Origin of the sequence: Azospirillum sp. RU38E, from assembly GCF_900188385.1 — a bacterium.
GTDB lineage: Bacteria > Pseudomonadota > Alphaproteobacteria > Azospirillales > Azospirillaceae > Niveispirillum.
Map to the genome: position 1 here is coordinate 158,871 of NZ_FZOI01000007.1, position 25,106 is coordinate 183,976.

The following is a 25,106-nucleotide window of genomic DNA, read 5'->3' on the forward strand; positions in this document are numbered from 1 at the left end:
CGACCCGCTTGCATTCGGCCCGCTGACGCCCCCGTCCGCCCGCGGCAGACCTGGGACGGCTCGCGATCAGGGAAGTTTCAGCGGTGTGTGGGGCGACAGTTCCAGCCGCCGTTCCGCCCGGCAGCTGCCGCTGGCCAGCTGCCGGTTCAGCACGGCATTGATGGCGCGCAGGATCTGCGCCCGGTCGATGATGCGCAACAGCCCGTCGGCGCTGAAACGCAGGTTGAATTCCGGCCCCGCCTTGCGCAGCAGGGCGGCCGGGTCGGGGCCGCTGCATTCCATCAGCACCAGGGTCGGCGCGTCTGTGCCTTGGCGCACCAGGGCCAGGGGCAGATAGGCATAGCGCTCCGCATCCTCATCCTTCAGGGCGGCGGGCAGGCGGGTGCGGCTGTCCAGCCGTTGCAGGCCTTCCCCGGTCAGGCGCACCTGCGCCAGGTAGAGCGCCCGTGCCTCACCCCCCGGTACCGACAGGCGCGACAAGTCGGCATCAACGATGCGGGCGAAGGCGACGGAGCCGACGCGGCCACCGGCTCCCGAAACGACATAGCGGCTGCCGGCACGCATCGTCTCTTCCCGCACCGTCAGCGTATCGCCCAGCCCGCTGGGCATATCGCGGGAGAAGACGCCATGCGGCAGCGCCTCCCCCGTGGGCAGCAGCGGCGTGGCGCTCTGCCCCAGCAGACAGCCGCCCAGCGGCAGGCAGGCGGCCATCACCGCCAGGGTACGGGCCAAACCCTGCCGGATCATTTGCCTCATCGCGTCCGCCAGGTGCGGTTGGGGCCGGTATCGATATGGGTATGGCCGGTGGACGGATAATAGGCGGAACCGCCGCGCTGCATGGTCTTGGCGATTTCGCCCAAGGCCGGGCCGGGCAGCAGCGGCACGCGGAAATCCATGGCCTTTCCCTGCAGGTGATAGCTTTCGCGCGCCGCATTGCCATTCACCTTCACCAGATCGGCATTGGTGCCGGCGGAACGGAACCCGTCCGTCACCTCCACCACCGTGGTGGGCGGCAGGCCGGTGCGCATCAGCAGGTCGAACAGGAAATCCATCAGCAACGGGTCGATGGGCCGTTCCTCCCCCGTGCGCCGGTCACGCAGCAAATGGCTGATCTTGACCATGGCATCGCGGTCGTAATCACCATTATGGAAATAGATCACGTCCACCATCTCCTTTGACCGTGGATAGGTCAACACCACGCGCCGCACATCGGGCAGCGGCGGCAGCACCACTTCCGGTTCCGGCGGCGGTTGCAGCGGCCGGCTGGTGCAGCCGGCCAGGGCCAGGGCGGCGGCGGTCAGCAGAAGGAACAACAGGTGACGGCAGGAAAAGGGCAAGGGTGGGCTCCGGCGGCGACAGTAAGGGGCAAAGGGCAGGCAAGGACGGATCAGGGGGCGAGACGGTAGCCGCCCCCTTCGGTCAGCAACAGGGCAGGGGCGGCGGCGTCCGCCTCCATCTTGCGGCGCAATCGGTAAATGTGGGTTTCCAGCGTATGGGTGCTGATCCCCTGGCGGTAGCCCCAGACCTGTTCCAGCAGGGTTTCGCGCGCGACCACCGCCCCGGCCGCATCATGCAGCAGGCGCAGCAGGGCGGCTTCCTTGTCCGTCAGCCGGATCTTGCCGCCATCCGCCGGCCGGACCAGCAGCTTGTCATCGGCATGGAACTGATAGGGGCCCAGCGGCAGGGGCGGCGGGCGGGTCACCGCTGTTGGCGGGCGCAACAACGCCTCCAGCCGGCCCAGCAGGGTGCCCAGCCGAAAAGGCTTGGTGATATGGTCATTGGCGGCGGCCACCGTCTTGCCGCCTAGCAGGATGATGGGGCAGGTGATGCCTTGGCCCCGCCAGAGGGTGCAGAGGCTGGCCCCGTCGCCATCCGGCAGGGTGCCGGCCAGCAGGATGGCGGTGAAGGGGCCGCTGCCGGACAGCGCCGCCGTGGCTTCGGCCGCCGTTGCCGCCTCCACCACCCGCATGTCGCGCAGCAGCAACTGTTCCGCGACGGACTGGCGCAGCGGCAGGTCGTCATCGACCAGAAGGATCAACGGGCCGGTCATGCGTTGGGGCGGGCAGGGGGAACCGGTGCGATTGATAGCATGGATGGCGGCGGCTTTTCAGCGCCGTGCGAAAATATCCATATGCCCCACACTCAGCCCGGATATGCCATCGCGGGCCATTGCCTGCCGGCGCTGCTGCCATTCGCCGATGCGGGCGGCGGCGGCGGGTTCCATCTCCGTGGCGGCCTTGGCGTGGAAATGCAGCAGGGCCAGATGGGCGGCCAACCGCTTTTCCCCGATGGCCCAGTCCGATTTTCCTTGTTCCACCTTATAGCCGACACGGGCCAGCGCCTTGGCCAGGGCGGCGGGGGCGGTGGGCCCCAGGGCAGGGCCGAACCCCTTGTCCTTGCCCATATGGGCGTGAAACCGCTCCAGCACGAATCCATCATCCGGGTCGGGCGTGGAAAACGCGACGCGCCCATCCACCATCAGCGTGAACAGCAGCGGCGGATAGCCCGCCACCGCCAGTTCATCGGCAAAGCTCTCCACCCAGGGGGCGGAGACCAGATCGAACAGGGCGTTGGCAGTGATGCCATCATACTGGTTCAGCCCCAGATCGGTCAGGTTGCGGGCAATGTCGCAGCTCCGCATCTCCACCCGGATGCCCATATCCTCGCAGCTTATATGATAGGCGCGGCGCTGTTCCTTAAGGGTCCAGCCATTGCGCTCCGCCCAATGCTGCATCTCCCCCGGTGCCTTGGCCAGCAGCTTGCGGTCCTTTTCGATCAGGGTCCAATCCTGCTGCGCCCGGCCCAGCTTCAGGGCCAACTGGCGAACATTATTGCCGGTGCCGGACCCCAGATCGATCAACATCGGTTCGGCCGGCAGTACGCGGCCGAACCCCCAGGCGAAGGCGGCGACACGCGCCACCTCATCCAGGGGGGCGCGCAGGCGCAGCCAGTCGGCATCAAATTCATTGCTCATGCGATCCGCTCGATTTCCGGATTGCTGGCCAGGCTCTGGGCCAGGGCAGACCGGATGATGCTGATCGTATCCTCCCAGTTTGGCAAGCCGGCACCGGCGGCCTTTGCTGCCTCGGCCGCCCGCCCCCGCGCGTTGCCGTCGGCGATCAGCGGTTCCAGCGCGCGGGCCAGCGCCCCGGCATCACCCGGCGGCACCAGACCGCCCGCCGCCGCCGGTACGAATTCCGCCAGCGCGCCCACCTGGCTGACCACGGTTGGCAGGCCCCGGGCCAGTGCCTCGGCCGCCACCATGCCATAGCCTTCATGGAAGGTGGGCAGCACGAAGATGTCGGCCCCGCGCCACTGTGCCTCCAGCGCTTCGGCGGCCAGTTCGCCTGCCAGTTCCACCCGCTCGGCAATGCCGCGTTCGGCCATAGCCTCCCGCAGGGCTGCCTCATGGCCGGGATGCCGCTCCGCCCCCACCAGCGCCAGCCGCCAGGGCAGATGGCGCAGGCGGGACAAAGCCTCCACCAGCACCAGATGGCCCTTGCGCGGGGTCAGGCTGGCCACGCAGAGCAGAACAGGGGTTTCCCCGCCGCTGCCGGTGCTGGGGCTGGCGGGGTCGGTGCCCGGATTGGCGATGGTGATGCGCCTTTCTGGCACATCCAGCGCCATGACATCGGCTGCCGTGGCCCGGCTGGGCACGATGACACGGCGGACATAGGCCAGCGTGTCGCGTTCCAGCCGGCGCAGCAGGGCCGATTCCTCCACATCCAGCCCGGCTTCCAGATGCAGCGGGTGATGCACCAGGGCGGTCATGCGCAGGCGATAGCGGTCCACCCACAGGGCATGGGCGGCCACGGGCAGGGCCAGCCCATCCACCAGCACCACCGACCCGTCGGGGATCATGCTCATGATCTGGTCGGCATTGCTGCGCGACCGTTCATCCACGAACGGGTGCGGCCCGGTCAGCTCATGCACCTGCACCTCCTCCCCGCGCGCGATCAGCCCATCGCGGATGCGGCGCAGGAAGCCATAGCCGCCGGTCAACTGGTTGATGGCACCGGGGGAGATGATATGGACGGGAACAGCGATACGCCGGTTCATGCGACTTCTCCCGCGACCGGTGCCTCAAAGGCGGCCCAGGCCGTATGTGATTCATGCAAACTGATCTTCAGGCTGGCCACCTGTTGCCCATCCGCCCCCAAAGCACCTGCCCGGATGCCATCCGACAGGCGGCGATGGATTTCCCCGGCCAGGAATTCCGTGGTGGTGTTGCGGCCCGCCAGTTCCGGCACGTCATCCAGATTGCGGTAATTCAGCGGGGCCAGCACCTGCTTCAACAGGTCGGCGGCCTGTCCGATATCCACCACCAGCCCGTCGGCTGACAGGGCGGGGCGGCGGAATTCGGCGTCAACGACAAAGGTGGCGCCGTGCAACTGCTGCGCTGGGCCGAAAATAGCCCCCTTGAAACTGTGGGCGATCATGATGTGATCGCGGACGGTCAGGGAATACATGCGGCTTCCTGTAAATCCACGGGTGGATAACATACGACCGGGCAACCGGGTGGCATCCCCCGACCATCGGCCAGCGCCACCATGGCCGCTGGCAGTTCGGCAAAGGGGATTTCCGCACCCAGAAGCCTGTCCAGCGCCGGATCGTCAAGCAGTTGCAGCGCCTTGTCCAGTCTTCGCGCGAAATTCCAGCGCGGACGCTGGTTGTTGGCAACCATACCGACCTGTGAGGAAATAATACGCAATCTGGAAGGGTGAAAATGCCCGCCCAGCGCGATGGTCACCGGCCGGTCACCATACCAGGAGGCTTCCACCAGCGTGGCTTCCGTCCCGGCCAGGGCGATGGCGGTGGAAAGCCCCTCGCCGCTGGCGCTGCAATGGATCACCAGATCGCAGGTCTTGGCCAGCGCGCCGCATTCACCGGCCAGGGCAAATCCGGCCCCCAGATGCCGGGCCAGATCGGCGCGGGTGGGGTCGATATCCACCAGGGTCAGCTCCACCCCCGGCAGCCTTGCCGCCAGCCGCGCCACCAGACAGCCGACCAGCCCGGCCCCGACAATGGCGATGCGCTGGCCGGGGCCGGCCCCGCCATCCCACAGGATGTTCAGCGCCGTTTCCATATTGGCGGCCAGCACGGCGCGGCGGTCGGGCACCGCATCGGGGATCGGCCGGCAGGCGGTGGCGTCGATCAGGCAGAGATCCTGATGGGGATGAAGCGCGAAGACCCGCCGGCCGATCAGCGCCTCCGGCCCTGCCTCCACCTGCCCCACCAGGGCATAGCCATATTTCACCGGGCCGGGAAAGCCGCCTTCCTGCATCGGGCAGGCCATGCTGTCGGCCAGGTCCTGGGGCACGCCGCCGCGGAAAACCAGGCTTTCGGTGCCCCGGCTGATGCCGCTGTACAGCGTGCGCACCAGCAGCTGATCGGGGCTGCGGGGCGGCAGTTCCTGGCGGCAGATGGCGCCACGGCCGGGCGACAGCACCCAGAAGGCTTGGGCGGTAATGGGCATGGTTGGTTATATACTCCCTGCTTCGTGAAAGGGGCCGGGTGGTGAAGCCATAGCATGGATCGGTGATGTTCCGATGGGAAACCCCTTGTCAAATCGCCCAAACCGCCAACTTTTCCTGCATGACCTTGACCAGCCCCGGCCTGTTGCACGGCCCTGCCAACCTTTCGCCTGATTGTGCCGCCCGGTTGCCGGGGCTGCGGCTGCAACTGACATTGCATCTGCTGCTGGCGTGGCCGCTGGTGGCGCTGGGCGGGGCGGTGCTGGCCCGCTGGTTGGGCCTGCCCGGCTGGTATGCCGCCAGCGCCGCCTTGTGTTTCCTGCCGGTGGCCGGCCTCTCCTGGCTGGACCTGCGCCAGCACACCATCCATCAACGCTGGGGGGCCGCCAACCGCATCACCCTGTTGCGCGGCGGCTTGATCGCCCTGGTCGGCGGGGCGCTGCCGCTGGCCCCGGTTTTGGACAAGGACCAGTCCTGGGCCGTGGCGGTGATTGCCATCACCGCCCTGCTGCTGGATGGGGTGGATGGTTGGGTGGCGCGCCGGCGGGGGCTGGCCAGCCCCTATGGCGCGCGGTTCGATATGGAACTGGATGCGCTGCTGATCCTGCTGCTCTGTCTGCTGCTGGCCCTGTCGGGGGAGGTGGGGGCCTGGGTGCTGGGTCTGGGGCTGCTGCGGCCGGGCTTCATCCTGGCGGGCAAGCTGTGGCCTCGCTTGGCAGCCCCCCTGCCGCCCAGCCAGCGGCGGCGGGTCATCTGTGTGGTGCAGGTGGTGACGCTGGCGGCCGCCGCCACGCCATGGATCGAAACTCCGCTGACCAGCGTTGCCACCGGTGCAGCCTTTGCCCTTTTGCTTTTCTCCTTCGCGGCCGATACGGTTTGGTTGATACACCACGGCCGCCGCGCCGATGGATTTGAATAATGGATCGCATGGTTCTGGAACTCGCCCCCGAAGACATCACCCAGTCGCCTGATCGCATTGCGCAGCGGCGGGTGGATCGTGCCCTGTCCGATCTGCGGCGGGGGGAACCGGTGCTGGTGCTGGGCGGTGGCGCTGCCCCCGGCCTGCTGGTGATGGCGGCGGAGGCGGTGAGCACCGATGCGCTGAACCGGCTGGCGGCGATGGCTGGCGGCGCGCCGGCCCTGCTGGTCAGTGGTCAGCGTGGCCGGGCGCTGGGGCTGGATGTGGCGGTCGACCGGCCGGTGCTGCTGGCCCCGCCCGCCGGGCTGACAGCTGATCTGGCCCGCGATCTGGCCGACCCCACCCGCCCGCGTCCGCGCTGGCCCGCCCCGGCCGATCTGGCCCAGCGCGCCGCCGTGCGCAGCCTGGACAGCGCCGATGGGGCAGAGGCGGCGGCCATCATGCTGGCCAAGCTGGCCCGTCTGCTGCCGGCCACGGTGGTGGCCCCGCTGCCATCCGGCCGCAGCGGCGATGCCGGGGCCTTTGCCCGCCGGCATGACCTGTTGTCGGCCGAGGCGGCGGATATTCTGGATTATCAGCGCCGGTCCGCCCGGTCGCTGGCGCGGGTGGCCGATGCCGCCGTGCCGCTGGAAGATGCCGAACGGACCCGGCTGGTGGCTTTCCGGCCCAGCGATGGCGGGCCGGAACATCTGGCCATCATCATCGGCGATCCGACGCCGGGCCAGCCGGTGCTGGCGCGGCTGCATTCGGAATGTTTCACCGGCGATCTGCTGGGCTCCCTGCGCTGCGATTGCGGCCCGCAATTGCGCGGCGCCATCCGGGAGGTCTCGCAGGCCGGCAGCGGCATCGTGCTCTATCTGGCCCAGGAGGGGCGCGGCATCGGCCTGATGAACAAGCTGCGCGCCTATCGCCTGCAGGATGGCGGGCTGGATACGGTGGATGCCAATACGGTCCTGGGTTTTGATGCGGATGAACGGGTCTATCTGCCCGCCGCCAGCATGTTGAAACAGCTGGGCTTCACCCAGGTGCGGCTGATGACCAACAACCCGGACAAGATCGCCCAGCTGACCCGCTGGGGCGTGGAAGTGACGGAACGCGTGCCGCACATCTTCCCCAGCAATGGCCATAACGAGGCCTATCTGAAGACCAAGGCGGAAAAATCCGGCCATCTGTTCTGATGAACCTGCCCGGCAAAAACCGCCGGGCAGCAGAGGCCTCCCCACCAAACCATTGATTCCATTACGGCACATTTTGGCACGATCCCTGCATGGTTGTGGGTGAAACCAGGGGGAACGCCCATGCCGCCGAGCAGCATCCATATGGATCATATCCGCGCCACGCAGCAGGCGATGCGTGCGGAATCGGCCGGCACCCCCACCCCGCAAAAGGCGGACAGCAAGGAAGAGGGCATGTCGTTCTGGGATGTGCTGGATGTGGTGAACCCGCTGCAGCATATCCCCATCGTCAACAAGATTTATCAGGCCGTCACCGGCGATACCATCAAGACCCCGGCTAAACTGGCTGGCAGTGCCCTGTTCTTCGGCCCGATTGGGCTGGCCGCCGCCGCGGCTGATGCGGTGGTGGAGAAGGAGACGGGCAAGGATACGGTGGATAATGTCACCGGCTGGCTGGGTATCGGCGGCAAGGGGGGCGAAAGCGCCCCCGCTTCCCCCACCGGGGAGGATGATCCGCTGACCGTGACCGCACCGCGCCCGCAAAAGGCGGAAGCAGCGGGCGACATGCCGCAGAAGGTGGCCACCCTGCCGGTGCAGGAACTGACGGACGGGCAGGCCGCCGCGCTGGAACGGCTGATGGCCGCCAGCCAGGGCACAGCCGCCCCAACCCCCGCCGCCAGCAAGCCCACCCAGGCCTTGGGTGGCATCGGCAATGCCCAGCAATTGAAGGATTTGCAGAGCCTGCCGGGCGCTTCCGCCGCCGCGACGGCCGCTTCCGGTCTGGGGGCGTCGGCCGCTGTGGCCAGCCTGCCGACACCGGGGGCGGGTGTGGGCAGCAATGCCGTGGCCGCCCTGGCGCAGCAGGATCAGCAGCCGGCCGCCGTCAGCAGCGGCAGCGCTGGTCACCGCAAGAATGGCCCGGCCCAGGGCATGACCCTGGCCGATTACCGCGCCAATGCCGTGCAGACCGGCAGCATGGGTCTGAAGCCGCTGATCCCCTCCACCGCTGCCCAGCTGGTGCAGCAGCATGGCGGTATGCCCGGTGCGCGCGCCGTTTTGACCACACAGGCACCGGCCGCAGCCCGCAGCCCGGCGCCGGCACCCACCGCCGCAACCCCGGTGCCCGCCCAGGCCACCCCGCCGGCCGAAGCCGCGCCGACAGCCGATCAGGCCGCCGCCGCTTCGGCCCCGCCGTCGAAGGAACGTCTGGCGGAGCTGATGTTGATGGGCATTACCAAGTACCAGCAGCAACAGGCCCATGCCGCCAGCGCCGCCAGTGCGGCCGCCAACAGCAATGGCAGCCCGGCGGTGCGCAAGGCGGGGAATGAGTAAACCTTAATTAGCGCCGGGTGCGTTTAACCGAAAACGCACCCGGCGCTAAGTCCTTGTTCAGCGAGCGGATTCACGCTTCAAAGCGATTCCGCTTTTCCGCGATCCGCTCTAGCTGCGCGTGGCGGCGAATCGGGCTTCCATGGCGTCCCACAGCACGGATTCCAAGGCCGATCCGTTCAGGCGGTTGATTTCCTGAATGCCGGTGGGGCTGGTGACGTTGATCTCCGTCAGATAATCGCCGATTACGTCGATACCGACAAAGATCAGCCCCTGCGCGCGCAGCGTCGGGCCGATGGCCTCGCAAATCTCCTGCTCGCGCTTGGTCAGTTCCGTCTTGCCGGCGCTGCCGCCGGCATGGAAATTGGCCCGCGCCTCCCCTTCCTGCGGGATGCGGGAGACGGCACCAGCCGGCTTGCCATCGATCAGGATGATGCGCTTATCGCCCTGGCGGATTTCCGGCAGATATTTCTGCACGATCACCGGTTCGCGGTAGAGCTGGGTGAAGGTCTCCAGCAGGGCGCCCAGATTCTCATCTTCCGGCTTCAGGTGGAAGACGCCGGCACCGCCATTGCCGAACAGCGGCTTGACGATGATGTCCTTCCATTCCGCCCGCGCCGCCAGAACCTCTTCCTTGGAAGAGGTGATGACGGTGGGGGGCATCAGGTCCGGGAAATGGGTGACGAACAGCTTTTCCGGGGCGTTGCGCACGGCGGCCGGGTCATTCACCACCAGCGTCTTGGGGTGGATATGTTCCAGCAGATGGGTGGCGGTGATATAGGCCATGTCAAACGGCGGGTCCTGGCGCATCAGCACCAGATCCATGGTCGACAGCTCGATGATTTCCGAGGCGCCCAGGGTGAAATGGTCTCCCTTCTGCCGGCGCACCTGCACGGGCGCCACGCGGGCAAACAGCTTGTTGCCGCGCAGCGCCAGATCACGCGGATGGTAATGCCACAGGGCATGGCCGCGCCGCTGCGCTTCCAGCGCCATCATGAAGGTGCTGTCAGTATCGATATTGATGGACTGGATCGGGTCCATCTGGATGGCGACCTTCAGGGTCATCGCTGTCACTCCGGCGGGCAGGCGGGAAAATCAGGGTCGATCAGGGGCGGGATGGTAACGGCGCACCGGCGGATTGCCCTGTGCGCCCGGTCACTTCCCCGCTCAGTTCAGGCGGCTGCGCAATTGCTGCAACAAGGTGGCGGTCTGCTGCATCAGCGCCGGGGAGGCGCCGCGCTGACGCGCCAGTTCCATGAAATGTTCAAAGGCGGCGATGGCGGCGGTCAGCTTGCCGGCATGGGCATTCAGCAGGCCGGATTCCCGCCACAGCCCGATATGATCGGGCGCGAACAGCAGCATCACCTCCACCGCCTCCAGCGCCTTGGCCGGCTGATCGGTGGAAAGATGGCGCAGCTTGAGGTTATTTTGCAGCCGTAACAAAACCTCCCGGTTCGATACGGGGGCGTAATGTTCTGGCGAAAGCTCAGCCTCCAGCCCAGCCGTCTGTTTCAGCAGCTCCCGCAGCGTGTGCGGCTCGCAGATGCTGCCGCCTTCGAACGGGTCCAGGATCAGGCGCTGGCCGTCCAGATCCATCCGGATCAGGAAATGGCCGGGGAAGGACAGGCCGCAAATTTCCCAGCCCTGGGATCGGGCCAGATGCATCATCAGGATGCCCAGCGCCACGGGCAGGCCGCGCTTGCGGTCGATCACCCGGATCAGGTTGGCGTTCTGCAAATCCTCATAGGTTTCGCTGTCCCCGGCATAGCCATGCTGATCCACCAGCACGCGGCGGATAGCCGCGATGCGGCCAGTCAGATCGTCGGCTTCACCGGCATCGACGATGGCGGCCAGATCGGCGCACATCTGGGCCAGATGGGCGCGATAGGGGGCAAGGTCGGGAACCGGATGGTCCAGCAGGGCCAGCGACAGGGCTGCCCCGGCAAGGTCGATGGCATCATCCTCAGCGCCGCCGATGCGACGCAGCAGGTCCAGTGCCTCTTGGCGCATGGTCACGGGCGCTTGCACTCCCTCACCGGGCTGCCCTGGCGGGCGGGTAAGTCCGGGGCCGGAACGGCCGACAGGTTCCCCATAGCGCAGGCAGGGGCGGGGTGTCGAGACAGAACCGACCGCCCCGCCCCCGCTTCGTCAACAAGGCGGTTCATCGTAACGGGCCGATATCGGCCAATTGAAGATGGGATACGATATCCTTATACAGAAGACAGGAACCGGCGGTGGCGACCGGCATCAGTCAGCAGGAAGGCAATGAAAGAGATTAACGCCGATGTGGGCAAGGGCTCCATCCAGGGGGTGGCATCGCGCGTGCGCCAGACGCCCAAAAGTATTGCCACTCATCATAAGATCATTGATGCGGCGATCCGTTGTTTTCTTGATCTGGGCTATCATCGCACCACCACTTCTGAGATTGCCAAGCTGGCTGGGGTGACGCGCGGCGCGGTACAATATTATTTTCCCACCACGCCGGCGGTGCTGCGGGCCACGGTGGACCATATCACCCAGCAATTCATGGAATATTTCCACGCCCTTGCCGCGGCTCGCCCGCAAGAGGGTGGGGAGGGGTTGGACCAGGGGCTGGATGCCCTTTGGCAGGCGGGGCACCACCCGCTCTGGACCGCCTGGAAGGAGTTGGAGGCCGCTGCCCGCACCGATGCGGAACTGGCCGGCGTGATGGGGCCGGCCAAGGCCGAATTCTATCGCCGCTGGGAAGCATTGTCGGTGGAGCTGTATGGCAGCTATCAGCAGAAAGACCCGGTCAAGTTTGAGATGGGCCACCATCTGACCTGGCAGTTCCTGCAAGCCCTGGCCGGCCTGTCGCGCGGTGACGAAGCAGCGGACATCGCCCTGAAGCAGCGGTTGCTGGCAGAGTTCAAGAATCTGATCCGCGGCTATTGGGATATGGGTTAAAGGGAGAGGGGCGGGCGGGCGGGCGCCGCCCGCCCCTCCGGTCATTTCCCGGCGACCTGTTCCATGAAACGGGCCATGGTCAGGTCCAGCTCGGTCACACCATCGGCGTCATGGGTGGCCAGCGTCACCGCCACCTTGTTGTAAACATTGAACCATTCCGGATGGTGATCCAGCTTTTCCGCCAGCATTGCCACGCGCGTCATGAAGCCGAAGGCCTGGTTGAAATCCTGGAACCGGTATTCCTTGGCAATCGCCCGCCGTCCCTCCACCGGGGTCCAGCCGGGCAAGCCCGTCAGGGCCTCCGTCACCGCCGGGTCTGCCAACCGGGCCGGCCGTTGCTGCTGTGCCATTCTATCCACCTTTCCCATCGCCTATGTTTGGGGGATAGGTGTGGCGTTGGCCCCCGCCGCGTCAAGCCTGATCGTTGCAAATACAACAAATGACCCCGCCCATGTCGTCGCTGCGCCGTTTCACCACCGCCCCCACACTGGCCGAACTGGAGGCCATTGCCGAGAAGGCCGCCGCCGGCATCCCCGCCGAATTGCGCCAGCATGTGCGCAATGTGCTGATCCGGGTGGAGGATTTCCCCGATGAGGAGACGGCGCAGGAGATGGAGCTGGAAAGCCCGTTCGATCTGCTGGGCCTGTATCGCGGCGTGGGAATGCCCTGGCAAAGCGTCACCCAGCCCCGGCTGGAACCGGACCTGATCTTCCTCTATCGCCGGCCGATTCTGGATTACTGGTGCGAGACGGGGGAGGATCTGACCCATCTGGTCCGCCATGTGCTGATCCATGAGATCGGGCACCATTTCGGCTTCTCCGACGCGGATATGGAAGCGCTGGAAGCCGCCGCCGACCCCGACCAGCATGGTTAAGGCCGGCTGATTTTCACCTCCCCTTTGCTGATTTGGTGGCCCCGCAACCGGTTGGGTTGCGGGAGCGCGATATTTTTCTTCTTACTTACACATTAATTCAATTGAACAGGTCATATGCCCTGGCATAATGGTTTATGCAGTCACGGGGCGCCGACCCGGCGCCTTCATTCATCGCTTCCAGCCAGGGAGGATCGCCTTGCCCCCCCGTTCCAAACGTTTTTCCCGGGAAGAGTCCGACGATACCGCCAGCACGCTGGTCATTCGCAATGTCGTGGTGCTGAACAAGCGCACCAGCCTGCGGATGGAACCGGAGATGTGGGATGCGCTGAATGATGTCGCCAGGCGCGAACAAAAGACCCTGCACGATATCTGCACCCAGATTGTCGAACGCAAACCGGGTGGTGCGTCCCTGACGGCGGCGATCCGGGTGTTTCTGGTCAATTATTACCGCATGTCCTCCACGGAGGATGGGCATCGCGGGGCCGGCCACGGCCAGGGCGATCCGGACATCATCACGGCGGCCCTGGCCCCCTTGCGCAGCGAGGAAGAGGTGGTCTGAACACCAAAAGTTGAATATCGGATAGATATAAGATTCAGGGGGCCGGCGGCTTGGCAAATTCGGGCCAGAGCCTTTGGACCAGCGGCCCGTCGGATGCGAAACTATGGCAGCCATCCAGCAGGGGTGGCGGCCGGCGCGGCGGCGGTTCCTGCCCCTGGGCCAGCATGGCCTCGCGCTGTTGTTGTTCAGCCTGCTGCCGCAAGGGGGCGATGGTCTGGAAGGCGGTTGTGGCCACCGGCCCCAGCAGTTCCACCAGATGGGTGCAGCCCTGCACCCCGCCCAGCCGTTCCTTCACCGCCGCTGTCCAGCCGCTGGCAATCGACAGCCCGATCAGCTTCTGATAAGCGGGGGCGATGGCGGGGCAGAGGGTGAAGGGCGTGGTATCGGCTGCCACCTCCACCGCCCGCACGGTCAAACTGTCATCCAGGGTCAGCCGGATCCACAGATCATGGATGAAATCGTCCGGTTGTTTTTCCTCCCCCGCCAGACTGCGATGGGCATAGGTACGCGCATCCGTCAGGTGCCCTTCCACATCCCATAAGCCATCGGCCCGGCGGTAGCCCTGGCAGGTGATCTTCCTTGTGTGCAGCAAGGTGCGGTCGGCGGGGGGCGGCAGCGGCATGGCAAGCAATCATCGATTCGGTCGGGGGGAACGGCAACACCAAGGGGCATGGGACATGCCCCTTGGAGGCCGGCGACTGCCGGCCCGCCGCACGTGCGGCGTGAGCCAAGGCGGCGGATGCCGCCGCCCGGCAATTGAGGGAACACGTAAATCCCAAGAGCCATGATCCATGGCTCTTGGGATAAGTTTGGGGCCCCCGGCATGTCGGGTCAAGCTGCCCTTTACGTATTGGGAATATTCCCGCCGCCAGCCCTGCGGCGGGCGGGTGGCCGCCGTTGAACATCGGCGGTTCGCCGCCGCGCCGTTTCGCGCTACATGAAGGCTGCACTTTGTTGATCTTAATCGCAGCCTTTTCAGGAAAGAACCATGCGCCCCACCGACCGTATCTTTGTTGCCCTGGACATGCCGGACATTGCCGGGGCGCGGGCCATGGCGGCCGACCTGACCGGTCTGGTGGGCGGTGTGAAGCTGGGGCTGGAATTCTTCATGGCCCAGGGGCCGGATGGCATCCGCACGGTGGTGGCCGATGCGGGCCTGCCGCTGTTCCTGGACCTGAAGCTGCATGACATTCCCAACACGGTGGCCGGTGCCGTGCGCTCTGTCGCGCCGCTGGCGCCCTTGTTCCTGACCGTCCATGCCAGCGGCGGCCCGTCCATGCTGCGCGCCGCCGCCGATGCCGCGGCAGAGGAGGCGGCAAAGCTGGGGGTGCCGCGCATGAAAATCCTGGCCGTCACCGTGCTGACCAGCCTTGGTGAGGATGATCTGGCCGCCATCGGCCAGCAGGGCCCGGCCCAGGATCAGGTGCGCCGGCTGGCCGCCTTGTCCCAGGCCAGCGGGGTGGATGGTGTCGTCTGCTCCCCGGCGGAGGTGGCGGCCCTGCGCGCCGATCTGCCGGCGGATTTCACCCTGATGGTGCCGGGCATCCGCCCCAGTTGGGCCGCCGTGGGTGACCAGAAGCGGGTGATGGGTCCGGCCCAGGCCGTGGCCGCCGGTGCCGACCGGCTGGTGATCGGCCGCCCCATCACCGCCGATGCCGACCCGCGCGCCGCTGCCCGCCGCATCGCCGAAGAGCTGGGGGCCTGATCCGATGACCGGTCCGCTGAAAATTCAGGCGAAGATTTGCGGCATCAACCACCCGGATGCGCTGCGTGCCGCCCTGGATGGTGGGGCGCGTTATATCGGGCTGGTCTTCTTCCCCCGCTCACCTCGCCATGTCGAACTGGCCATTGCGGCCGACCTGGCGCGCATGGTGGGCACCGGCACCCGCACCGTGGCCCTGTTCGTTGACCCGGCCGATGCGCTGCTGGATGAAACCATCGCCCGTGTGCCGCTGGACATGATCCAGTTGCATGGGGAGGAGAGTCCGGCCCGCGTGGCGGAAATCCGTGCCCGTTACGGCCTGCCGGTGATGAAGGCGCTGAAGGTGGCCGACGAAGCCGATATGGAGGCGGCGTCGGCTTATGTGCCGGTGGTGGACCGGCTGCTGTTTGATGCCAAGCCGCCGAAGAATGTGGCCAACATGCTGCCGGGTGGCAATGGCCTGTCGTTCGACTGGCGCCTGCTGGCCGGCCGGCGCTGGGACAAGCCCTGGATGCTGTCCGGCGGGCTGGACCCGGCCAATGTGGCGGAAGCCATCGCCATCACCGGGGCCGACGCGGTGGATGTGTCATCCGGCGTGGAAGAACGGCCGGGCGTGAAAAGCGTGGCCCGCATCCGGGAGTTCCTGGAAGCCGTGGCAGCGGCGGGGCAGGGGGCATGACCGCCGCCCTGCCACCCGGATGCGGCCCCGCTCGTCACGGCCCGCCGGGCCTGTGGCTGCGGGCACGGCGGGTCAGCGATGCCGACGCGATGGCGGCCATGACCGGCCTGCCCTTGCTGCGCCATGGCACCCTGCGCCCGCCTTTTCCCAACCCGGATGTCGTACGGTCCTGGCTGGAGCGGCAACACCCGGACGATCTGGCCCTGGTGGCGCTGCTGGATGGCGTGCTGGTCGGTTCTGCCGATCTACTGCGACAGACGGGAAGGCGCCGCCACTGCGCCATCCTGGGCATGGGCGTGCATGATGATCATCAGGGCAAGGGCATCGGGGCCGCCCTGTTGGACGCATTGTTGGAAGCTGCCGACCGCTGGCTCGATATCGGCCGGGTGGAACTGACCGTGTTTGCTGATAACGAGCCGGCGTTGCGGCTCTATCGCCGTTTCGGCTTTGTGGAAGAGGGGCTTTATCGGGCCCATGCCTTCCGGGATGGCGCCTATGTGGACGCCATCGCCATGGCCCGCCTGCGCCCTGGCTGGCCGGGTGGGCAGGGGGCTTAAAACCCCGCCCCTGGCCGGGCCAGATAGTCCAGTTCCGCCGGCGTGCTGGCCCGGCCCAGGATGGCGTTGCGGTGGGGGAAGCGGCCGAATTCGGCGATCACCACCAGATGTTTGCAGGCATAATCCAGGTAGGTCGGGCTCAGGGTGCGGCTGGCGAACAGGCGCACGGACTGGCGCTGATCCTCCATCGCCTCTGAATGTTCGAAAGGCAGATAGAGGAAGGCGCGGTCATCATCGGGCAATTCCATATCCAGCCCCCGCGCCACCAGATCGCGGGCAATGGCCAGGGCCTGGGCATCGCTGGCAAAGGCGCGCGGGGTGCCGCGAAAGATATTGCGCGGCACCTGATCCAGCAGGATGCAGAGCGCCAGCCCGCCTTCCGCCGTGGCCGCCCAATCCGCCAGTTCCCCGGCCACGGCCTGTTCATGCAGGGGGCCCAGCCGTTCCGCCACCAGCATGTCGAAATCCGGCCCGCCGCCGAACCATTTCGACGGTCCGGCCTGCCGGAACCAGAAATCCAGCACCTGTCCGATCTGATCCATGGGCCATCCTCCCTCAAGCAGCGGCGGGCGTCTGCCGGGCCAGCCAGGGGGCCAGTGTGGCCCGGGCCGCCGCCTCGTCGCCAAACAGCAGATGGATACCGTCTGCGGAAATATCCAGCACGCTGAACCCGATGACCCCCAGATCCGGCAGATGCAGGCGGCCCTGGGCCCCCCTCGTCACGCCATCCACCGGGGCGGTCAGCGCGCCACCGCTGGACAGGTTGCGCAGGTGGCTATCCAGCCGGCGCCCGCCGATTTCCAGTTGGGCCGGCATATCCACCGCCACCCGCTCAGCCACGCGGCGATCCACCTCCGCCATGGAGGTGCGGACGACGCGGACCAGGGTGGAGCGCAGGTCCGTCACGCTTTGGGTCACCTCCGTCACCGTGCCGCGCACCGTGCCGGCGCGGTCGCCGGTGCTGCCGGCCTCGGCGGAGACTTCGGTGATCCGGCTGGAGACTTCGCGGGCGGCGTCGGCCGCCTGCAGCACATTGCGGCTGATCTCCTGCGTGGCTGCCCCCTGTTCCTCGATGGCGGCGGCAATGGTGCCGGAAATATGGTCCATCTCTTCGATCGTGCGGCCGATCTCCTGCACGGCGGCCACGGCCTGGCTGGTCACGCCATTGATCTCGGTGATCTGGCGGGTGATTTCCTCCGTCGACCGGCTGGTCTGGGTGGCCAGATTTTTCACCTCCGACGCCACCACGGCAAAGCCCTTGCCAGCATCCCCGGCGCGCGCCGCCTCGATGGTGGCATTCAGCGCCAACAGGTTGGTCTGGCTGGCAATATCGCCGATCAGCCGGGCCACGTCGCCGATGCGGGCCACCGCATCGGACAGGGACAGGATGGTCTGCTGCGTTTCCTGGCCCTTGGTCACGGCATTGCGGCTGACGGCACTGGCATGGGCCACCTGTCCGCTGATCTCCCGGATGCTGGCGGACAGTTCCTCGGCGGCCGATGCCACGGTTTCGGCATTGTGCAGGGCCTGCTGGGCGGCGGCGGCGACATTATGGCTGTTCTTGGCCACCCGCTCGGCCGAAACGGCCATGGCGTCGGCATGGATATCCATTTCGCCGGCCCGGGCGGCCACCTGATCCACGGCGGTACGGGTTTCGCTTTCCACCTTCTGGGCCATGGATTCCAGGGCCTGGCTTTTCAGCCGCTCCGCCTCCTCCCGCTGGCGTTCCTGATCGGCGCGCAGGCGCTGGGCTTCCGCACCATGGGCCTTCAGCACCTCAATGGCGCGGGCCATGTCGCCGACCTCATCCTGCTTGGCCAGCCCTGGCACGGCCACCCGGTAATCTTCCCGTGCCAGCAGGGCCAGCGTGCCGGTCAGTGCCGCCAGCGGCCGGACGACGCGGTTCAGCACTGCCCACAGGCCGGCGGCAATACCGGCAATTCCCAGCGCGATCAGCAGCTTGGCGATCAGGATGGCATTGTCCGCCGATTTTTCCGTCTGCACATACAGCTTGCCGGCATTTTCCACCCCCAGATCAATCAGGCGGGTGATGCTTTCAGAGACGGGGTCGATGGTCTGGTACAGGCGGTTCTTGACGAAATCATCCAAGGCTGCGGCATCCTTGGCCTGCAGAATGCCCAGCAGTTCCGTAACACCGGCATCGGCGGGGCGGAACCGGGCGGCCGCCTGATCGATCAGGGCGCGTTCGCCCGCATCCGTGTGCGGCCGGGCCCGGAACAGTTCCCAGTTGCGGGCAATATCGCCCTTGGCCTGGGTGACGCTGGCCAGCCCTTCGGCCCAGGTGAAGTTGCCATTGCGCACCTTGTGAGAGGCATCCACCACGAACACGGCATAGGCATCGGCGATGATCTTCAATTCCCGCTGCGGCACCACCTGGCCTTCATACAAGGCTTCCGTATCGCCGCGCGCGGCGTCCAGGGCCCGCCAGCCGACCAGACCATTGGCCAGCAACAGGCCGCCCAGGGCCATCAGAACTGCCATCAGAATAACTTTAATCGTCAGCCGCATCATCGTTCCCTATCTGCCGCCCATGCCATCTCGGGCGCGTTTGGTATACGAAACAGCTGATTATTGCCATTTAACCAAAAGATCAGGAAGCGGTGATTGAAAACGGTTGTTATCAAATGCACAAGTGACGAAAAATTTCCATGAAGAAACGAATTGCCTATTTAATCAGCTATTGCCTTTTTCTTCTGCGTTATTGCGCAGGCTGAGGCGGCGGGCCAGTTCTGCCAGGCATTCTTCGCGGTCGGGCCGATAATCACGCGCTGCCCACCAGCCCTCCAGCCCGGCCAGTAGGATGCCCAGATCGGGGCCGGGTGGCACGCCCTGTTCCAGCAGGTCGCGGCCCTTCAGCGGGAAGGGGATGATCACCCAGGTGGCCGCCTCGGCCAGCGGTTCCAGCAGCTCCTGTGCGGCTGTGCCCCGGTCGGCAGCGGCCAGCAGCAGCAGGTCGCGGTAAAGCTCTGGTCCCAGCTTTTGCAAGGCGTGCCGCCGGCTGGTCACCGTCAGATCGGGATGCACATCCACCGTCGGTGCACAGAGTGCCAGCAACTGGTTGCGCTGGTTGTTGGACAGGCGCAGCCGCTCGGCCGTGTCGGCCGCCCCCACCGGGCCGGGGGGCAGCAAGGCGGCCAGATGCGCCATGGCCCCGGCCTCCCCCAGCACCCATTCCAGCCGGTCCAGTGCCTCCAGCCGTTTCAGGCGGGTGGCGGTGGGCAGGGTCTGGGCCACCACCCCCGCCTCCAGCATCAGCCGCCAGATCTCCACCGCCCGGTCCAGCCGCAGGATGGCCAGCAGCTCCTTGGCGATCCGCTCCCCCGACAGGCCGGGCAGCAGCGGCGCCAGTGTGGCACAGGCGGTAAAGCTGTCGCGGTCTGGCGGCCCCTTGCCGAACCGGCCATGGAAGCGGAAGAAGCGCAGGATGCGCAGCACATCCTCACCAATGCGCTCCCGCGCGTTGCCGATGAAGCGCACCCGCCCGGCCCGCAGGTCGGCCAGCCCGCCGAACGGGTCGAACAGCTCGCCTTCGGGCGTCAGCGACAGGGCATTGATGGTGAAGTCGCGCCGCTGCGCATCCTCCAGCCAGTCTTGGCAGAACATCACCTTGGCGTGGCGGCCGTCGGTTTCCACATCCCGGCGCAGGGTGGTGATTTCATAGCTGGCGCGGCCGACCACGGCAGTGATGGTGCCATGGTCGATGCCGGTGGGGATGGTGCGGATGCCTTCCTGCTTCAGGCGGCGCATCACCTCTTCCGGCAGCAGCGGGGTGGCAATGTCAATATCGCCCGGCTGCAGGCCCAGAATGGCATCGCGCACACAGCCGCCGATCAGCCGCGCCTCTTCCCCCGACCGCATCAGCACTTCCAGGATGATGCGCGCCCCTTCACCGGCCGTGGCATGGATGGCACCGGCCAGATCGCGGCCGGCGGGGCCGGTATGGGGCTGCCCCTCGCTCATCCCCGGTTCACCCTTTCAGCCCGAAAAATTCCAGCTGCCAGCTCATCTCGCTGTCGGACATGGGATAGGTGTCGCCACCGCGCGCATTCAGCACGGAGGCGGGGGGGATATTGGCCACGCGCAGCTGTATCTGCCGGCAGAACCGCATGGAGAGTTTGGCCCGCCAGCAGAGTGCTGTGACCGCCCGCGCGCTCTGCCCGCCAATGATCTTGTCCACCGCCTCCAGCGGTACATTGGCCCGGAGTGACAGGCCGGCCAGCACAAAGCCACGGTCGCTGCGCGTCAGTGCATCGGCCATAGCGTCTTCGTCCAGCTTGCCGGCGGCGTGCAGCTTGCGGGCCCGGTCCATCGGCCGTTCCTTGGGCGTCTCCGCCGTCAGTTCATCCACCAGCCCCAGCGGTTCCGCCCCGCCACCAGCACCGGGCCGGGCGCTGGCGCGGGCCAGATCGGCCACGGCCCCGCGCACCGCCTTGACCACCGTGTCGGGCAGGTCGGTGCGGCTTTCCAGCACGCGCACCAGCTGCTGGCTGACAAAGCCGACAATGCGGGCGGCCGCCTTAGGCGGCAGGCTGGGCCGGCGCACCAGCGGGGCGTGCCAGGGTTCAAACCGGGGGGCCATGTCGATGATGCGGTCCAGCGTCTCTTCCCGGATCTGGGCCGACTGGTTGGCCAGCAGGGCCGCCACCGCCGCTTCGCTCTCCGTCCGCGCCACGGCGGCGGAGACATTGCCCGACAGGCCGGCGCGCTCGGCAATGGCCACCAGCTTGCCGTCCATCGGCTGGCCGGCAATGATATCCAGCAGGTCATCATCGGTCAGGATGGGCGAATGGCGCAGCACCGGCCCGCTGACCGACAATTCCAGATCGCGCGCCAGTTGCTGGATGATATGGGCCGGGGCGTTTACCTGATCCTTCAGCGCGTCGGCCACCACGCGGCGCACGGCACTGGCCTGATCGCGGGCCAGCGTCTCCACAATATCCAGGGTCATCCGCTCAATCTGGCCCACCCGGTCGGCGGGCAGCGAGGGCACCAATGCTGCGATCTTGGCCGCCAGCCCGCTGCGCACCTGTTCATCAGGATCATGGGAGAGCAGCAGGTCGGCCTGGCGCGGGGTGGCGTTGTTGCGGGCGATTTCCCGCCGCACCTCCGCACTGGTGTCATTGGCCAGGAAGAACAGGATTTCCGGCTGGGTGTCAGCCCGACTGGCCAGCAGGCGGCGATCGCCGGCATCCTGGCTGGCAGCCAGACGCTTGGCGGTATCGTAATCAAGACCTTCCGTCTTCTTGTTCATTTACCCGACCATCCCAGGCCGGTCCCAGCCGGCCGACCCACTGAAAGCAACGGTGTCTGCATATTTACGTAGGTATCGCAGGCCGATACCCTTTGTCGACCCGCCCCGGCCTCACATCTCCGCTGCGGGGGCTGCCGGGGCCAGGGCCCGATGGCCCTTGCCCATGCGCTTGGCCGCATACATGCCCTGATCCCCGCGATCAATCAAGGATTGCGCCGTCTCCACCGTACCGCCGCGATAGGGGGCAACGCCAATGGAAACGCCCAGCGGCTTGTCTTCCGAGGCGGAAAGCGGGCGCAGGAATTCGGCCGCTTCCCGCAGCAGCCGGTCGGCCACGGCCATGGCCTGGGCCTCATCCACCCGGTCAACCCACAGCACAAACTCATCCCCGCCCAGCCGGCCGGCCAGATCGGCGACGCGGGCCAGGCGGCGCAGCAGGTCGCCCACGGCGCGCAGCACATCATCGCCGGCCCCATGGCCCAGCTTGTCATTGACCGCCTTGAAATTATCCAGGTCGAAATAAAGCAGGGCGGAACTGCCGCCCGTCTGCTTTTCCAGCCGTTGTTCCAGCAATTCCATGAAGGTGCGGCGATTATAAAGCCCGGTCAGCCCGTCGCGTTCCGACAGGGTTTTCAGCCGTTCTTGATAGCGGGCCTGGGCCACGGCGACGCCGACCTGATCGGCGATGGCCTGGACCATGGAGACATCTTCCTCGCTCCAGGGCCGGCCGTCGGCCTGCCAGACCATGACGGCGCCATTCACCTCGTGTCGGAACAGGGTGCGGCAGGCCAGCAGGCTGATCTGGTCATCGCCGCCAACCAGTGGCGTCGGCTGCAGGGCCGCCTGTTCCAGCAGGGCCGCCACCTGATCCGTCGCCGGCTCCACCAGGGTGGCGGGCGGCCCCGCCGCTGGCAGGAAGACATCACCGGTACGGGCATAAAGCCGGGCACCGGCCGCCCCGGTGGCGTTGGTGGCCACGCCGACAGCAATTTCCAGCGTCTTGCCGGGGTCCACATCGTCGCGGGTGGAGGAGACGATATAGCCCAGATATTTTTCACGCAGGCGCACCTGCGCCAGTTCCATGCCCTTGACGCGGGCCTCCGTAATGTCGCGGCAGGCGCCCCGGGCGCCGATCCAATACCCCTCCGCCCCGCGCAGGGGCACGGCAGAGGAGATCAGGCAGAAGGCATCGCCTTCCCGCCCGCGCATCCAGACCTCTGTGCGCTCAATCGGCACATCGGTTTCAAAGGGCAGCGGCTGGTCGGCAAAGTCCGACAGCACAAATTCCGACGGGTGCCGGCCGATCAACTGTTCGGCACTATAGCCGATGGCGCCGGCAGCGGAGACGAAGACGAAGCGCCCGTCCGGCCCCACCTCCCAGGCGAAATCGGACGAGATATCGACCAGATCCTTATAGCGCTGGCGTGATTCCGTCAGCGCATGGCGCAGCCTTCGTTCCAGCGTGGCATCACGGCCCAGGCACAGCACCTTGCCGCCGGGCAGCAAGGCGGCGGTGAATTCCACCACGCCCGGCCCGTGCCCGGTTTCCACCGGCACCGACCGCGTGGCCTCCGCGGCTGGGCCGCCAGTGCCGGCCCAGCGCGTCAGATCGGCCGACCAGCCATCATGCCGCTGGGCCAGCATTTCCGCCGCCGCATTGGCCGCCAGAATGCGTCCATCCGGCCCCAGGCACAAGGCCGGGCCCGGCCAGCCATCCAGCACGGCCTGGACCGGCCCCACCTGGCTGTCACCAGTACCGGCGGCGGGGTCGTGCGGAGTGGCGGTAAGATCAGAACCGGGAAAGGACGTCACAGCGGGCAAAACTCCACCGGCAATGATAATGGCTCCAAAGAGGTAACGCACTCCCGGCTTGCGGTCCACCGGGCTTGCGGATAGGGCGATGAAGTCGCATCTTCCCCGCCATGATGAAAGATGACGCCATGACCGCCCCTGCCGCCGCCTTTGCGCATGTCCAGGAATGGATCTTCGATCTGGACAATACGCTCTACCCCGCCGCCTGCAACCTGTTCGCCCAGGTTGATGTGCGCATCACCGATTTCATCGCCACCGAACTGGGGCTGGATGCGGTGGCCGCCAAGCAGTTGCAGAAAGATTATTATCGCCGCTTCGGCACCTCGCTGCGCGGGATGATGCTGGACCATGGCACCGATCCACAGCGCTTTCTGCATTATGTGCATGATATCGACGTCACCGCCCTGACGCCGTCGCCGGCGCTGGCCGATGCCATCGGTGCCCTGCCGGGGCGCAAGCTGATCTATACCAACGGCTCTGTCCGCCACGCGGAAAATGTCATGGAACGGCTGGGCGTCGCCCAGCATTTCACCGGCATTTTCGATATCGTCGCCGCCGATTACCGGCCCAAGCCGGACCCGCACCCCTATGCGGAGATGGTGGCCCGCTTCGGCATCGATTCCCGCCGCGCCGCCTTTGTGGAAGATCTGCACCGCAATCTGGTGCCGCCCGCCGCCATGGGCATGACCACGGTGTGGCTGCGCGCCGACAGCGCCTTCTCCCACCCGGAAAACAAGATCGGGGAGGTTGCCGCCCCGACCGACCATCCGGGTGAGCATGTGCATCACATTATCGATGATCTGGAGACATGGCTGGTGGCGCTGGCCACGGACCTGTCATCCGCGCCGGCGCGTTGACAGGGCGGGGGCACCCGCCCATTGTCCCCGGCGATCCGGTGGACAATGTAATGAAGATGCGCGATCGACCGCCGGATACTAACAAACGGGACTTTGAGAGAACATGAGCCACGCTGATCTTTCCCGCACCATCGATGCCGCCTGGGACAACCGCGAGGGCCTCGGCTTTTCCACCCAGGGCGCCGTGCGCGACGCGGTGGAAACCGCCCTGTCCTTGCTGGACAAGGGCGAAGCCCGCGTGGCGGAAAAGATCGACGGCACCTGGGTGGTGAACCAGTGGCTGAAAAAGGCGGTGCTGCTGTCCTTCCGCCTGAATGACAACAGCGTCATCCAGGGCGGCCCCGGCGGGGCCACCTGGTGGGACAAGGTGCCGTCCAAGTTTGTCGGCTGGGATGAGGCGGCGTGGCGTCAGGCCGGCTTCCGCGCCGTACCGGGCAGCGTGGTGCGCCGCAGCGCCTATGTGGCGCCGGGCGTGGTGCTGATGCCCAGCTTCGTCAATGTCGGTGCCTTTGTCGACAAGGGCACCATGGTGGATACCTGGGCCACCGTCGGTTCCTGCGCCCAGATCGGCCGGAATGTGCACCTGTCCGGCGGTGTCGGTATCGGCGGCGTGCTGGAACCGCTGCAGGCCGGCCCGGTGATCATCGAGGATGATTGCTTCATCGGCGCGCGGTCGGAAGTGGTGGAAGGCGTGATTGTGGAGCAGGGGGCTGTCCTGTCGATGGGCGTCTTCATCTCCGCCACCACCAAGATCATCGACCGCAGCACCGGTGAGGTGTTTGTCGGCCGGGTGCCGGCCTATTCCGTGGTGGTGCCGGGCAGCCTGCCGGGCAAGCCGCTGCCGGACGGCACGCCGGGCCCCAGCCTGTCCTGCGCGGTGATCGTCAAGCGCGTGGACGCGCAGACCCGCTCCAAGACCAGCATCAACGATCTGCTGCGTGATTGATGGGTGTGATGGGACAAGGGCACCTA

General features: G+C 66.6%; 27 protein-coding genes. 11 read left to right on the top strand and 16 right to left on the bottom strand.

Features of this window, described 5'->3' with window-relative positions; genetic code table 11:
• Positions 1–66: 66 nt before the first annotated feature.
• The 7 genes from CHB97_RS14075 to CHB97_RS14105 all read right to left on the bottom strand — a co-directional run bounded on the left by CHB97_RS14075 (position 67) and on the right by CHB97_RS14105 (position 5,476).
• The gene (locus tag CHB97_RS14075) at positions 67–756 is read right to left on the bottom strand and encodes a hypothetical protein (protein ID WP_143270906.1); all 690 of its coding nucleotides are present in this window, start codon (positions 754–756) and stop codon (positions 67–69) included.
• On the bottom strand, positions 753–1,337 hold the full coding sequence (locus tag CHB97_RS14080; protein ID WP_089288615.1) for a DUF882 domain-containing protein: 585 nt from the start codon (positions 1,335–1,337) through the stop codon (positions 753–755). The genes CHB97_RS14075 and CHB97_RS14080 overlap by 4 nt, the downstream gene beginning before the upstream one ends.
• 50 nt (positions 1,338–1,387) lie before the next feature.
• Positions 1,388–2,038, bottom strand: coding sequence for a response regulator transcription factor (locus CHB97_RS14085; protein ID WP_244559538.1), 651 nt, complete (start codon positions 2,036–2,038; stop codon positions 1,388–1,390).
• A 69-nt stretch (positions 2,039–2,107) separates the two neighbouring features.
• On the bottom strand, positions 2,108–2,974 hold the full coding sequence (locus CHB97_RS14090) for a class I SAM-dependent methyltransferase (RefSeq protein WP_089288617.1): 867 nt from the start codon (positions 2,972–2,974) through the stop codon (positions 2,108–2,110).
• Complete coding sequence (locus CHB97_RS14095) at positions 2,971–4,059, bottom strand: glycosyltransferase family 4 protein (RefSeq protein WP_089288618.1); 1,089 nt, start codon at positions 4,057–4,059, stop codon at positions 2,971–2,973. Before CHB97_RS14095 ends, CHB97_RS14090 begins: the two co-directional genes overlap by 4 nt.
• Positions 4,056–4,469, bottom strand: a complete 414-nt coding sequence (locus tag CHB97_RS14100; protein ID WP_089288619.1) for a 6-carboxytetrahydropterin synthase — start codon at positions 4,467–4,469, stop codon at positions 4,056–4,058. The genes CHB97_RS14095 and CHB97_RS14100 overlap by 4 nt, the downstream gene beginning before the upstream one ends.
• Complete coding sequence (locus tag CHB97_RS14105; RefSeq protein WP_089288620.1) at positions 4,457–5,476, bottom strand: zinc-binding alcohol dehydrogenase; 1,020 nt, start codon at positions 5,474–5,476, stop codon at positions 4,457–4,459. Before CHB97_RS14105 ends, CHB97_RS14100 begins: the two co-directional genes overlap by 13 nt.
• 119 nt (positions 5,477–5,595) lie before the next feature.
• Between CHB97_RS14105 and CHB97_RS14110 the strand changes: the two genes are divergently transcribed.
• From CHB97_RS14110 to CHB97_RS14120, 3 genes are all read left to right on the top strand, one after another.
• Positions 5,596–6,393: a CDP-alcohol phosphatidyltransferase family protein gene (locus CHB97_RS14110; RefSeq protein WP_143270909.1), complete on the top strand. Its 798-nt coding sequence runs from the start codon at positions 5,596–5,598 to the stop codon at positions 6,391–6,393.
• Positions 6,393–7,571 carry a GTP cyclohydrolase II gene (gene ribA, locus CHB97_RS14115; protein WP_244559539.1) on the top strand — a complete coding sequence of 393 codons (1,179 nt, stop codon included), beginning with the start codon at positions 6,393–6,395 and terminating at the stop codon, positions 7,569–7,571. The genes CHB97_RS14110 and ribA overlap by 1 nt, the downstream gene beginning before the upstream one ends.
• A 120-nt stretch (positions 7,572–7,691) precedes the next feature.
• On the top strand, positions 7,692–8,900 hold the full coding sequence (locus tag CHB97_RS14120) for a hypothetical protein (protein ID WP_089288622.1): 1,209 nt from the start codon (positions 7,692–7,694) through the stop codon (positions 8,898–8,900).
• A gap of 108 nt (positions 8,901–9,008) precedes the next feature.
• Here the strand turns inward: CHB97_RS14120 and gshB are convergent, their stop codons facing one another.
• The gene (gene gshB, locus CHB97_RS14125) at positions 9,009–9,962 is read right to left on the bottom strand and encodes a glutathione synthase (protein ID WP_089288623.1); all 954 of its coding nucleotides are present in this window, start codon (positions 9,960–9,962) and stop codon (positions 9,009–9,011) included.
• A gap of 102 nt (positions 9,963–10,064) precedes the next feature.
• Positions 10,065–10,907, bottom strand: a complete 843-nt coding sequence (locus CHB97_RS14130; protein ID WP_244559545.1) for a SirB1 family protein — start codon at positions 10,905–10,907, stop codon at positions 10,065–10,067.
• Between the two features lie 255 nt (positions 10,908–11,162).
• Here CHB97_RS14130 and CHB97_RS26415 point away from each other — a divergent pair, with 255 nt between their 5' ends.
• Positions 11,163–11,822 carry a TetR/AcrR family transcriptional regulator gene (locus tag CHB97_RS26415; protein WP_160105871.1) on the top strand — a complete coding sequence of 220 codons (660 nt, stop codon included), beginning with the start codon at positions 11,163–11,165 and terminating at the stop codon, positions 11,820–11,822.
• Between the two features lie 41 nt (positions 11,823–11,863).
• Here CHB97_RS26415 and CHB97_RS14140 read toward each other — a convergent pair whose 3' ends face one another.
• Positions 11,864–12,172, bottom strand: a complete 309-nt coding sequence (locus CHB97_RS14140; protein WP_089288626.1) for a 4a-hydroxytetrahydrobiopterin dehydratase — start codon at positions 12,170–12,172, stop codon at positions 11,864–11,866.
• Positions 12,173–12,273: 101 nt separating this feature from the next.
• Between CHB97_RS14140 and CHB97_RS14145 the strand changes: the two genes are divergently transcribed.
• Complete coding sequence (locus CHB97_RS14145) at positions 12,274–12,696, top strand: metallopeptidase family protein (RefSeq protein WP_089288673.1); 423 nt, start codon at positions 12,274–12,276, stop codon at positions 12,694–12,696.
• A gap of 196 nt (positions 12,697–12,892) precedes the next feature.
• A complete protein-coding gene (locus CHB97_RS14150; protein ID WP_200819948.1) occupies positions 12,893–13,255 on the top strand; it encodes a ribbon-helix-helix domain-containing protein in 363 nt (120 codons plus the stop codon).
• Between the two features lie 34 nt (positions 13,256–13,289).
• Here CHB97_RS14150 and CHB97_RS14155 read toward each other — a convergent pair whose 3' ends face one another.
• Positions 13,290–13,877: a DUF2889 domain-containing protein gene (locus CHB97_RS14155; RefSeq protein ID WP_089288628.1), complete on the bottom strand. Its 588-nt coding sequence runs from the start codon at positions 13,875–13,877 to the stop codon at positions 13,290–13,292.
• 366 nt (positions 13,878–14,243) lie between these two features.
• Here CHB97_RS14155 and pyrF point away from each other — a divergent pair, with 366 nt between their 5' ends.
• Genes pyrF through CHB97_RS14170 form a run of 3 tightly spaced genes read left to right on the top strand, consistent with a single transcriptional unit; the run spans position 14,244 to position 16,193 of the window.
• A complete protein-coding gene (gene pyrF, locus CHB97_RS14160) occupies positions 14,244–14,960 on the top strand; it encodes an orotidine-5'-phosphate decarboxylase (protein WP_089288629.1) in 717 nt (238 codons plus the stop codon).
• A gap of 16 nt (positions 14,961–14,976) precedes the next feature.
• Positions 14,977–15,636: a phosphoribosylanthranilate isomerase gene (locus tag CHB97_RS14165; RefSeq protein WP_200819952.1), complete on the top strand. Its 660-nt coding sequence runs from the start codon at positions 14,977–14,979 to the stop codon at positions 15,634–15,636.
• Positions 15,633–16,193, top strand: coding sequence for a GNAT family N-acetyltransferase (locus CHB97_RS14170; RefSeq protein WP_089288630.1), 561 nt, complete (start codon positions 15,633–15,635; stop codon positions 16,191–16,193). The genes CHB97_RS14165 and CHB97_RS14170 overlap by 4 nt, the downstream gene beginning before the upstream one ends.
• Here the strand turns inward: CHB97_RS14170 and CHB97_RS14175 are convergent.
• The 5 genes from CHB97_RS14175 to CHB97_RS14195 form a co-directional block, all read right to left on the bottom strand.
• Positions 16,190–16,735, bottom strand: a complete 546-nt coding sequence (locus CHB97_RS14175; protein ID WP_089288631.1) for a DUF924 family protein — start codon at positions 16,733–16,735, stop codon at positions 16,190–16,192. The two genes, CHB97_RS14170 and CHB97_RS14175, sit on opposite strands and share 4 nt — an antisense overlap.
• Before the next feature lie 13 nt (positions 16,736–16,748).
• Positions 16,749–18,725 (bottom strand): methyl-accepting chemotaxis protein, encoded by a 1,977-nt coding sequence (locus tag CHB97_RS14180; protein WP_371333062.1) that lies wholly within the window; start codon positions 18,723–18,725, stop codon positions 16,749–16,751.
• Between the two features lie 162 nt (positions 18,726–18,887).
• Positions 18,888–20,174 (bottom strand): CCA tRNA nucleotidyltransferase, encoded by a 1,287-nt coding sequence (locus CHB97_RS14185; protein WP_089288633.1) that lies wholly within the window; start codon positions 20,172–20,174, stop codon positions 18,888–18,890.
• A 7-nt stretch (positions 20,175–20,181) separates the two neighbouring features.
• Complete coding sequence (locus CHB97_RS14190) at positions 20,182–21,465, bottom strand: DUF2336 domain-containing protein (RefSeq protein ID WP_089288634.1); 1,284 nt, start codon at positions 21,463–21,465, stop codon at positions 20,182–20,184.
• Positions 21,466–21,576: 111 nt separating this feature from the next.
• A complete protein-coding gene (locus tag CHB97_RS14195) occupies positions 21,577–23,277 on the bottom strand; it encodes a diguanylate cyclase (protein WP_244559541.1) in 1,701 nt (566 codons plus the stop codon).
• Between the two features lie 128 nt (positions 23,278–23,405).
• Between CHB97_RS14195 and CHB97_RS14200 the strand changes: the two genes are divergently transcribed.
• Both CHB97_RS14200 and dapD read left to right on the top strand, forming a co-directional pair.
• Complete coding sequence (locus CHB97_RS14200; RefSeq protein ID WP_089288676.1) at positions 23,406–24,134, top strand: pyrimidine 5'-nucleotidase; 729 nt, start codon at positions 23,406–23,408, stop codon at positions 24,132–24,134.
• 103 nt (positions 24,135–24,237) lie between these two features.
• Positions 24,238–25,080, top strand: a complete 843-nt coding sequence (gene dapD / locus CHB97_RS14205; RefSeq protein ID WP_089288635.1) for a 2,3,4,5-tetrahydropyridine-2,6-dicarboxylate N-succinyltransferase — start codon at positions 24,238–24,240, stop codon at positions 25,078–25,080.
• Positions 25,081–25,106: the final 26 nt, after the last annotated feature.

Excerpts from the sequence above, each read along its gene's own strand:
- CHB97_RS14120 (WP_089288622.1), top strand. The coding sequence starts at position 7,692 with ATGCCGCCGAGCAGCATCCATATGGATCATATCCGCGCCACGCAGCAG.
- dapD (WP_089288635.1), top strand. The coding sequence starts at position 24,238 with ATGAGCCACGCTGATCTTTCCCGCACCATCGATGCCGCCTGGGACAAC.
- CHB97_RS14170 (WP_089288630.1), top strand. The coding sequence starts at position 15,633 with ATGACCGCCGCCCTGCCACCCGGATGCGGCCCCGCTCGTCACGGCCCG.
- ribA (WP_244559539.1), top strand. The coding sequence starts at position 6,393 with ATGGATCGCATGGTTCTGGAACTCGCCCCCGAAGACATCACCCAGTCG.
- CHB97_RS14110 (WP_143270909.1), top strand. The coding sequence starts at position 5,596 with ATGACCTTGACCAGCCCCGGCCTGTTGCACGGCCCTGCCAACCTTTCG.
- CHB97_RS14100 (WP_089288619.1), bottom strand. The coding sequence starts at position 4,469 with ATGTATTCCCTGACCGTCCGCGATCACATCATGATCGCCCACAGTTTC.
- gshB (WP_089288623.1), bottom strand. The coding sequence starts at position 9,962 with ATGACCCTGAAGGTCGCCATCCAGATGGACCCGATCCAGTCCATCAAT.
- CHB97_RS14155 (WP_089288628.1), bottom strand. The coding sequence starts at position 13,877 with ATGCCGCTGCCGCCCCCCGCCGACCGCACCTTGCTGCACACAAGGAAG.
- CHB97_RS14185 (WP_089288633.1), bottom strand. The coding sequence starts at position 20,174 with ATGAGCGAGGGGCAGCCCCATACCGGCCCCGCCGGCCGCGATCTGGCC.
- CHB97_RS14200 (WP_089288676.1), top strand. The coding sequence starts at position 23,406 with ATGACCGCCCCTGCCGCCGCCTTTGCGCATGTCCAGGAATGGATCTTC.
- CHB97_RS14140 (WP_089288626.1), bottom strand. The coding sequence starts at position 12,172 with ATGGCACAGCAGCAACGGCCGGCCCGGTTGGCAGACCCGGCGGTGACG.
- pyrF (WP_089288629.1), top strand. The coding sequence starts at position 14,244 with ATGCGCCCCACCGACCGTATCTTTGTTGCCCTGGACATGCCGGACATT.
- CHB97_RS14190 (WP_089288634.1), bottom strand. The coding sequence starts at position 21,465 with ATGAACAAGAAGACGGAAGGTCTTGATTACGATACCGCCAAGCGTCTG.
- CHB97_RS14075 (WP_143270906.1), bottom strand. The coding sequence starts at position 756 with ATGAGGCAAATGATCCGGCAGGGTTTGGCCCGTACCCTGGCGGTGATG.
- CHB97_RS14130 (WP_244559545.1), bottom strand. The coding sequence starts at position 10,907 with ATGCGCCAAGAGGCACTGGACCTGCTGCGTCGCATCGGCGGCGCTGAG.
- CHB97_RS14175 (WP_089288631.1), bottom strand. The coding sequence starts at position 16,735 with ATGGATCAGATCGGACAGGTGCTGGATTTCTGGTTCCGGCAGGCCGGA.
- CHB97_RS14180 (WP_371333062.1), bottom strand. The coding sequence starts at position 18,725 with ATGATGCGGCTGACGATTAAAGTTATTCTGATGGCAGTTCTGATGGCC.
- CHB97_RS14105 (WP_089288620.1), bottom strand. The coding sequence starts at position 5,476 with ATGCCCATTACCGCCCAAGCCTTCTGGGTGCTGTCGCCCGGCCGTGGC.
- CHB97_RS14090 (WP_089288617.1), bottom strand. The coding sequence starts at position 2,974 with ATGAGCAATGAATTTGATGCCGACTGGCTGCGCCTGCGCGCCCCCCTG.
- CHB97_RS14145 (WP_089288673.1), top strand. The coding sequence starts at position 12,274 with ATGTCGTCGCTGCGCCGTTTCACCACCGCCCCCACACTGGCCGAACTG.
- CHB97_RS14095 (WP_089288618.1), bottom strand. The coding sequence starts at position 4,059 with ATGAACCGGCGTATCGCTGTTCCCGTCCATATCATCTCCCCCGGTGCC.
- CHB97_RS26415 (WP_160105871.1), top strand. The coding sequence starts at position 11,163 with ATGAAAGAGATTAACGCCGATGTGGGCAAGGGCTCCATCCAGGGGGTG.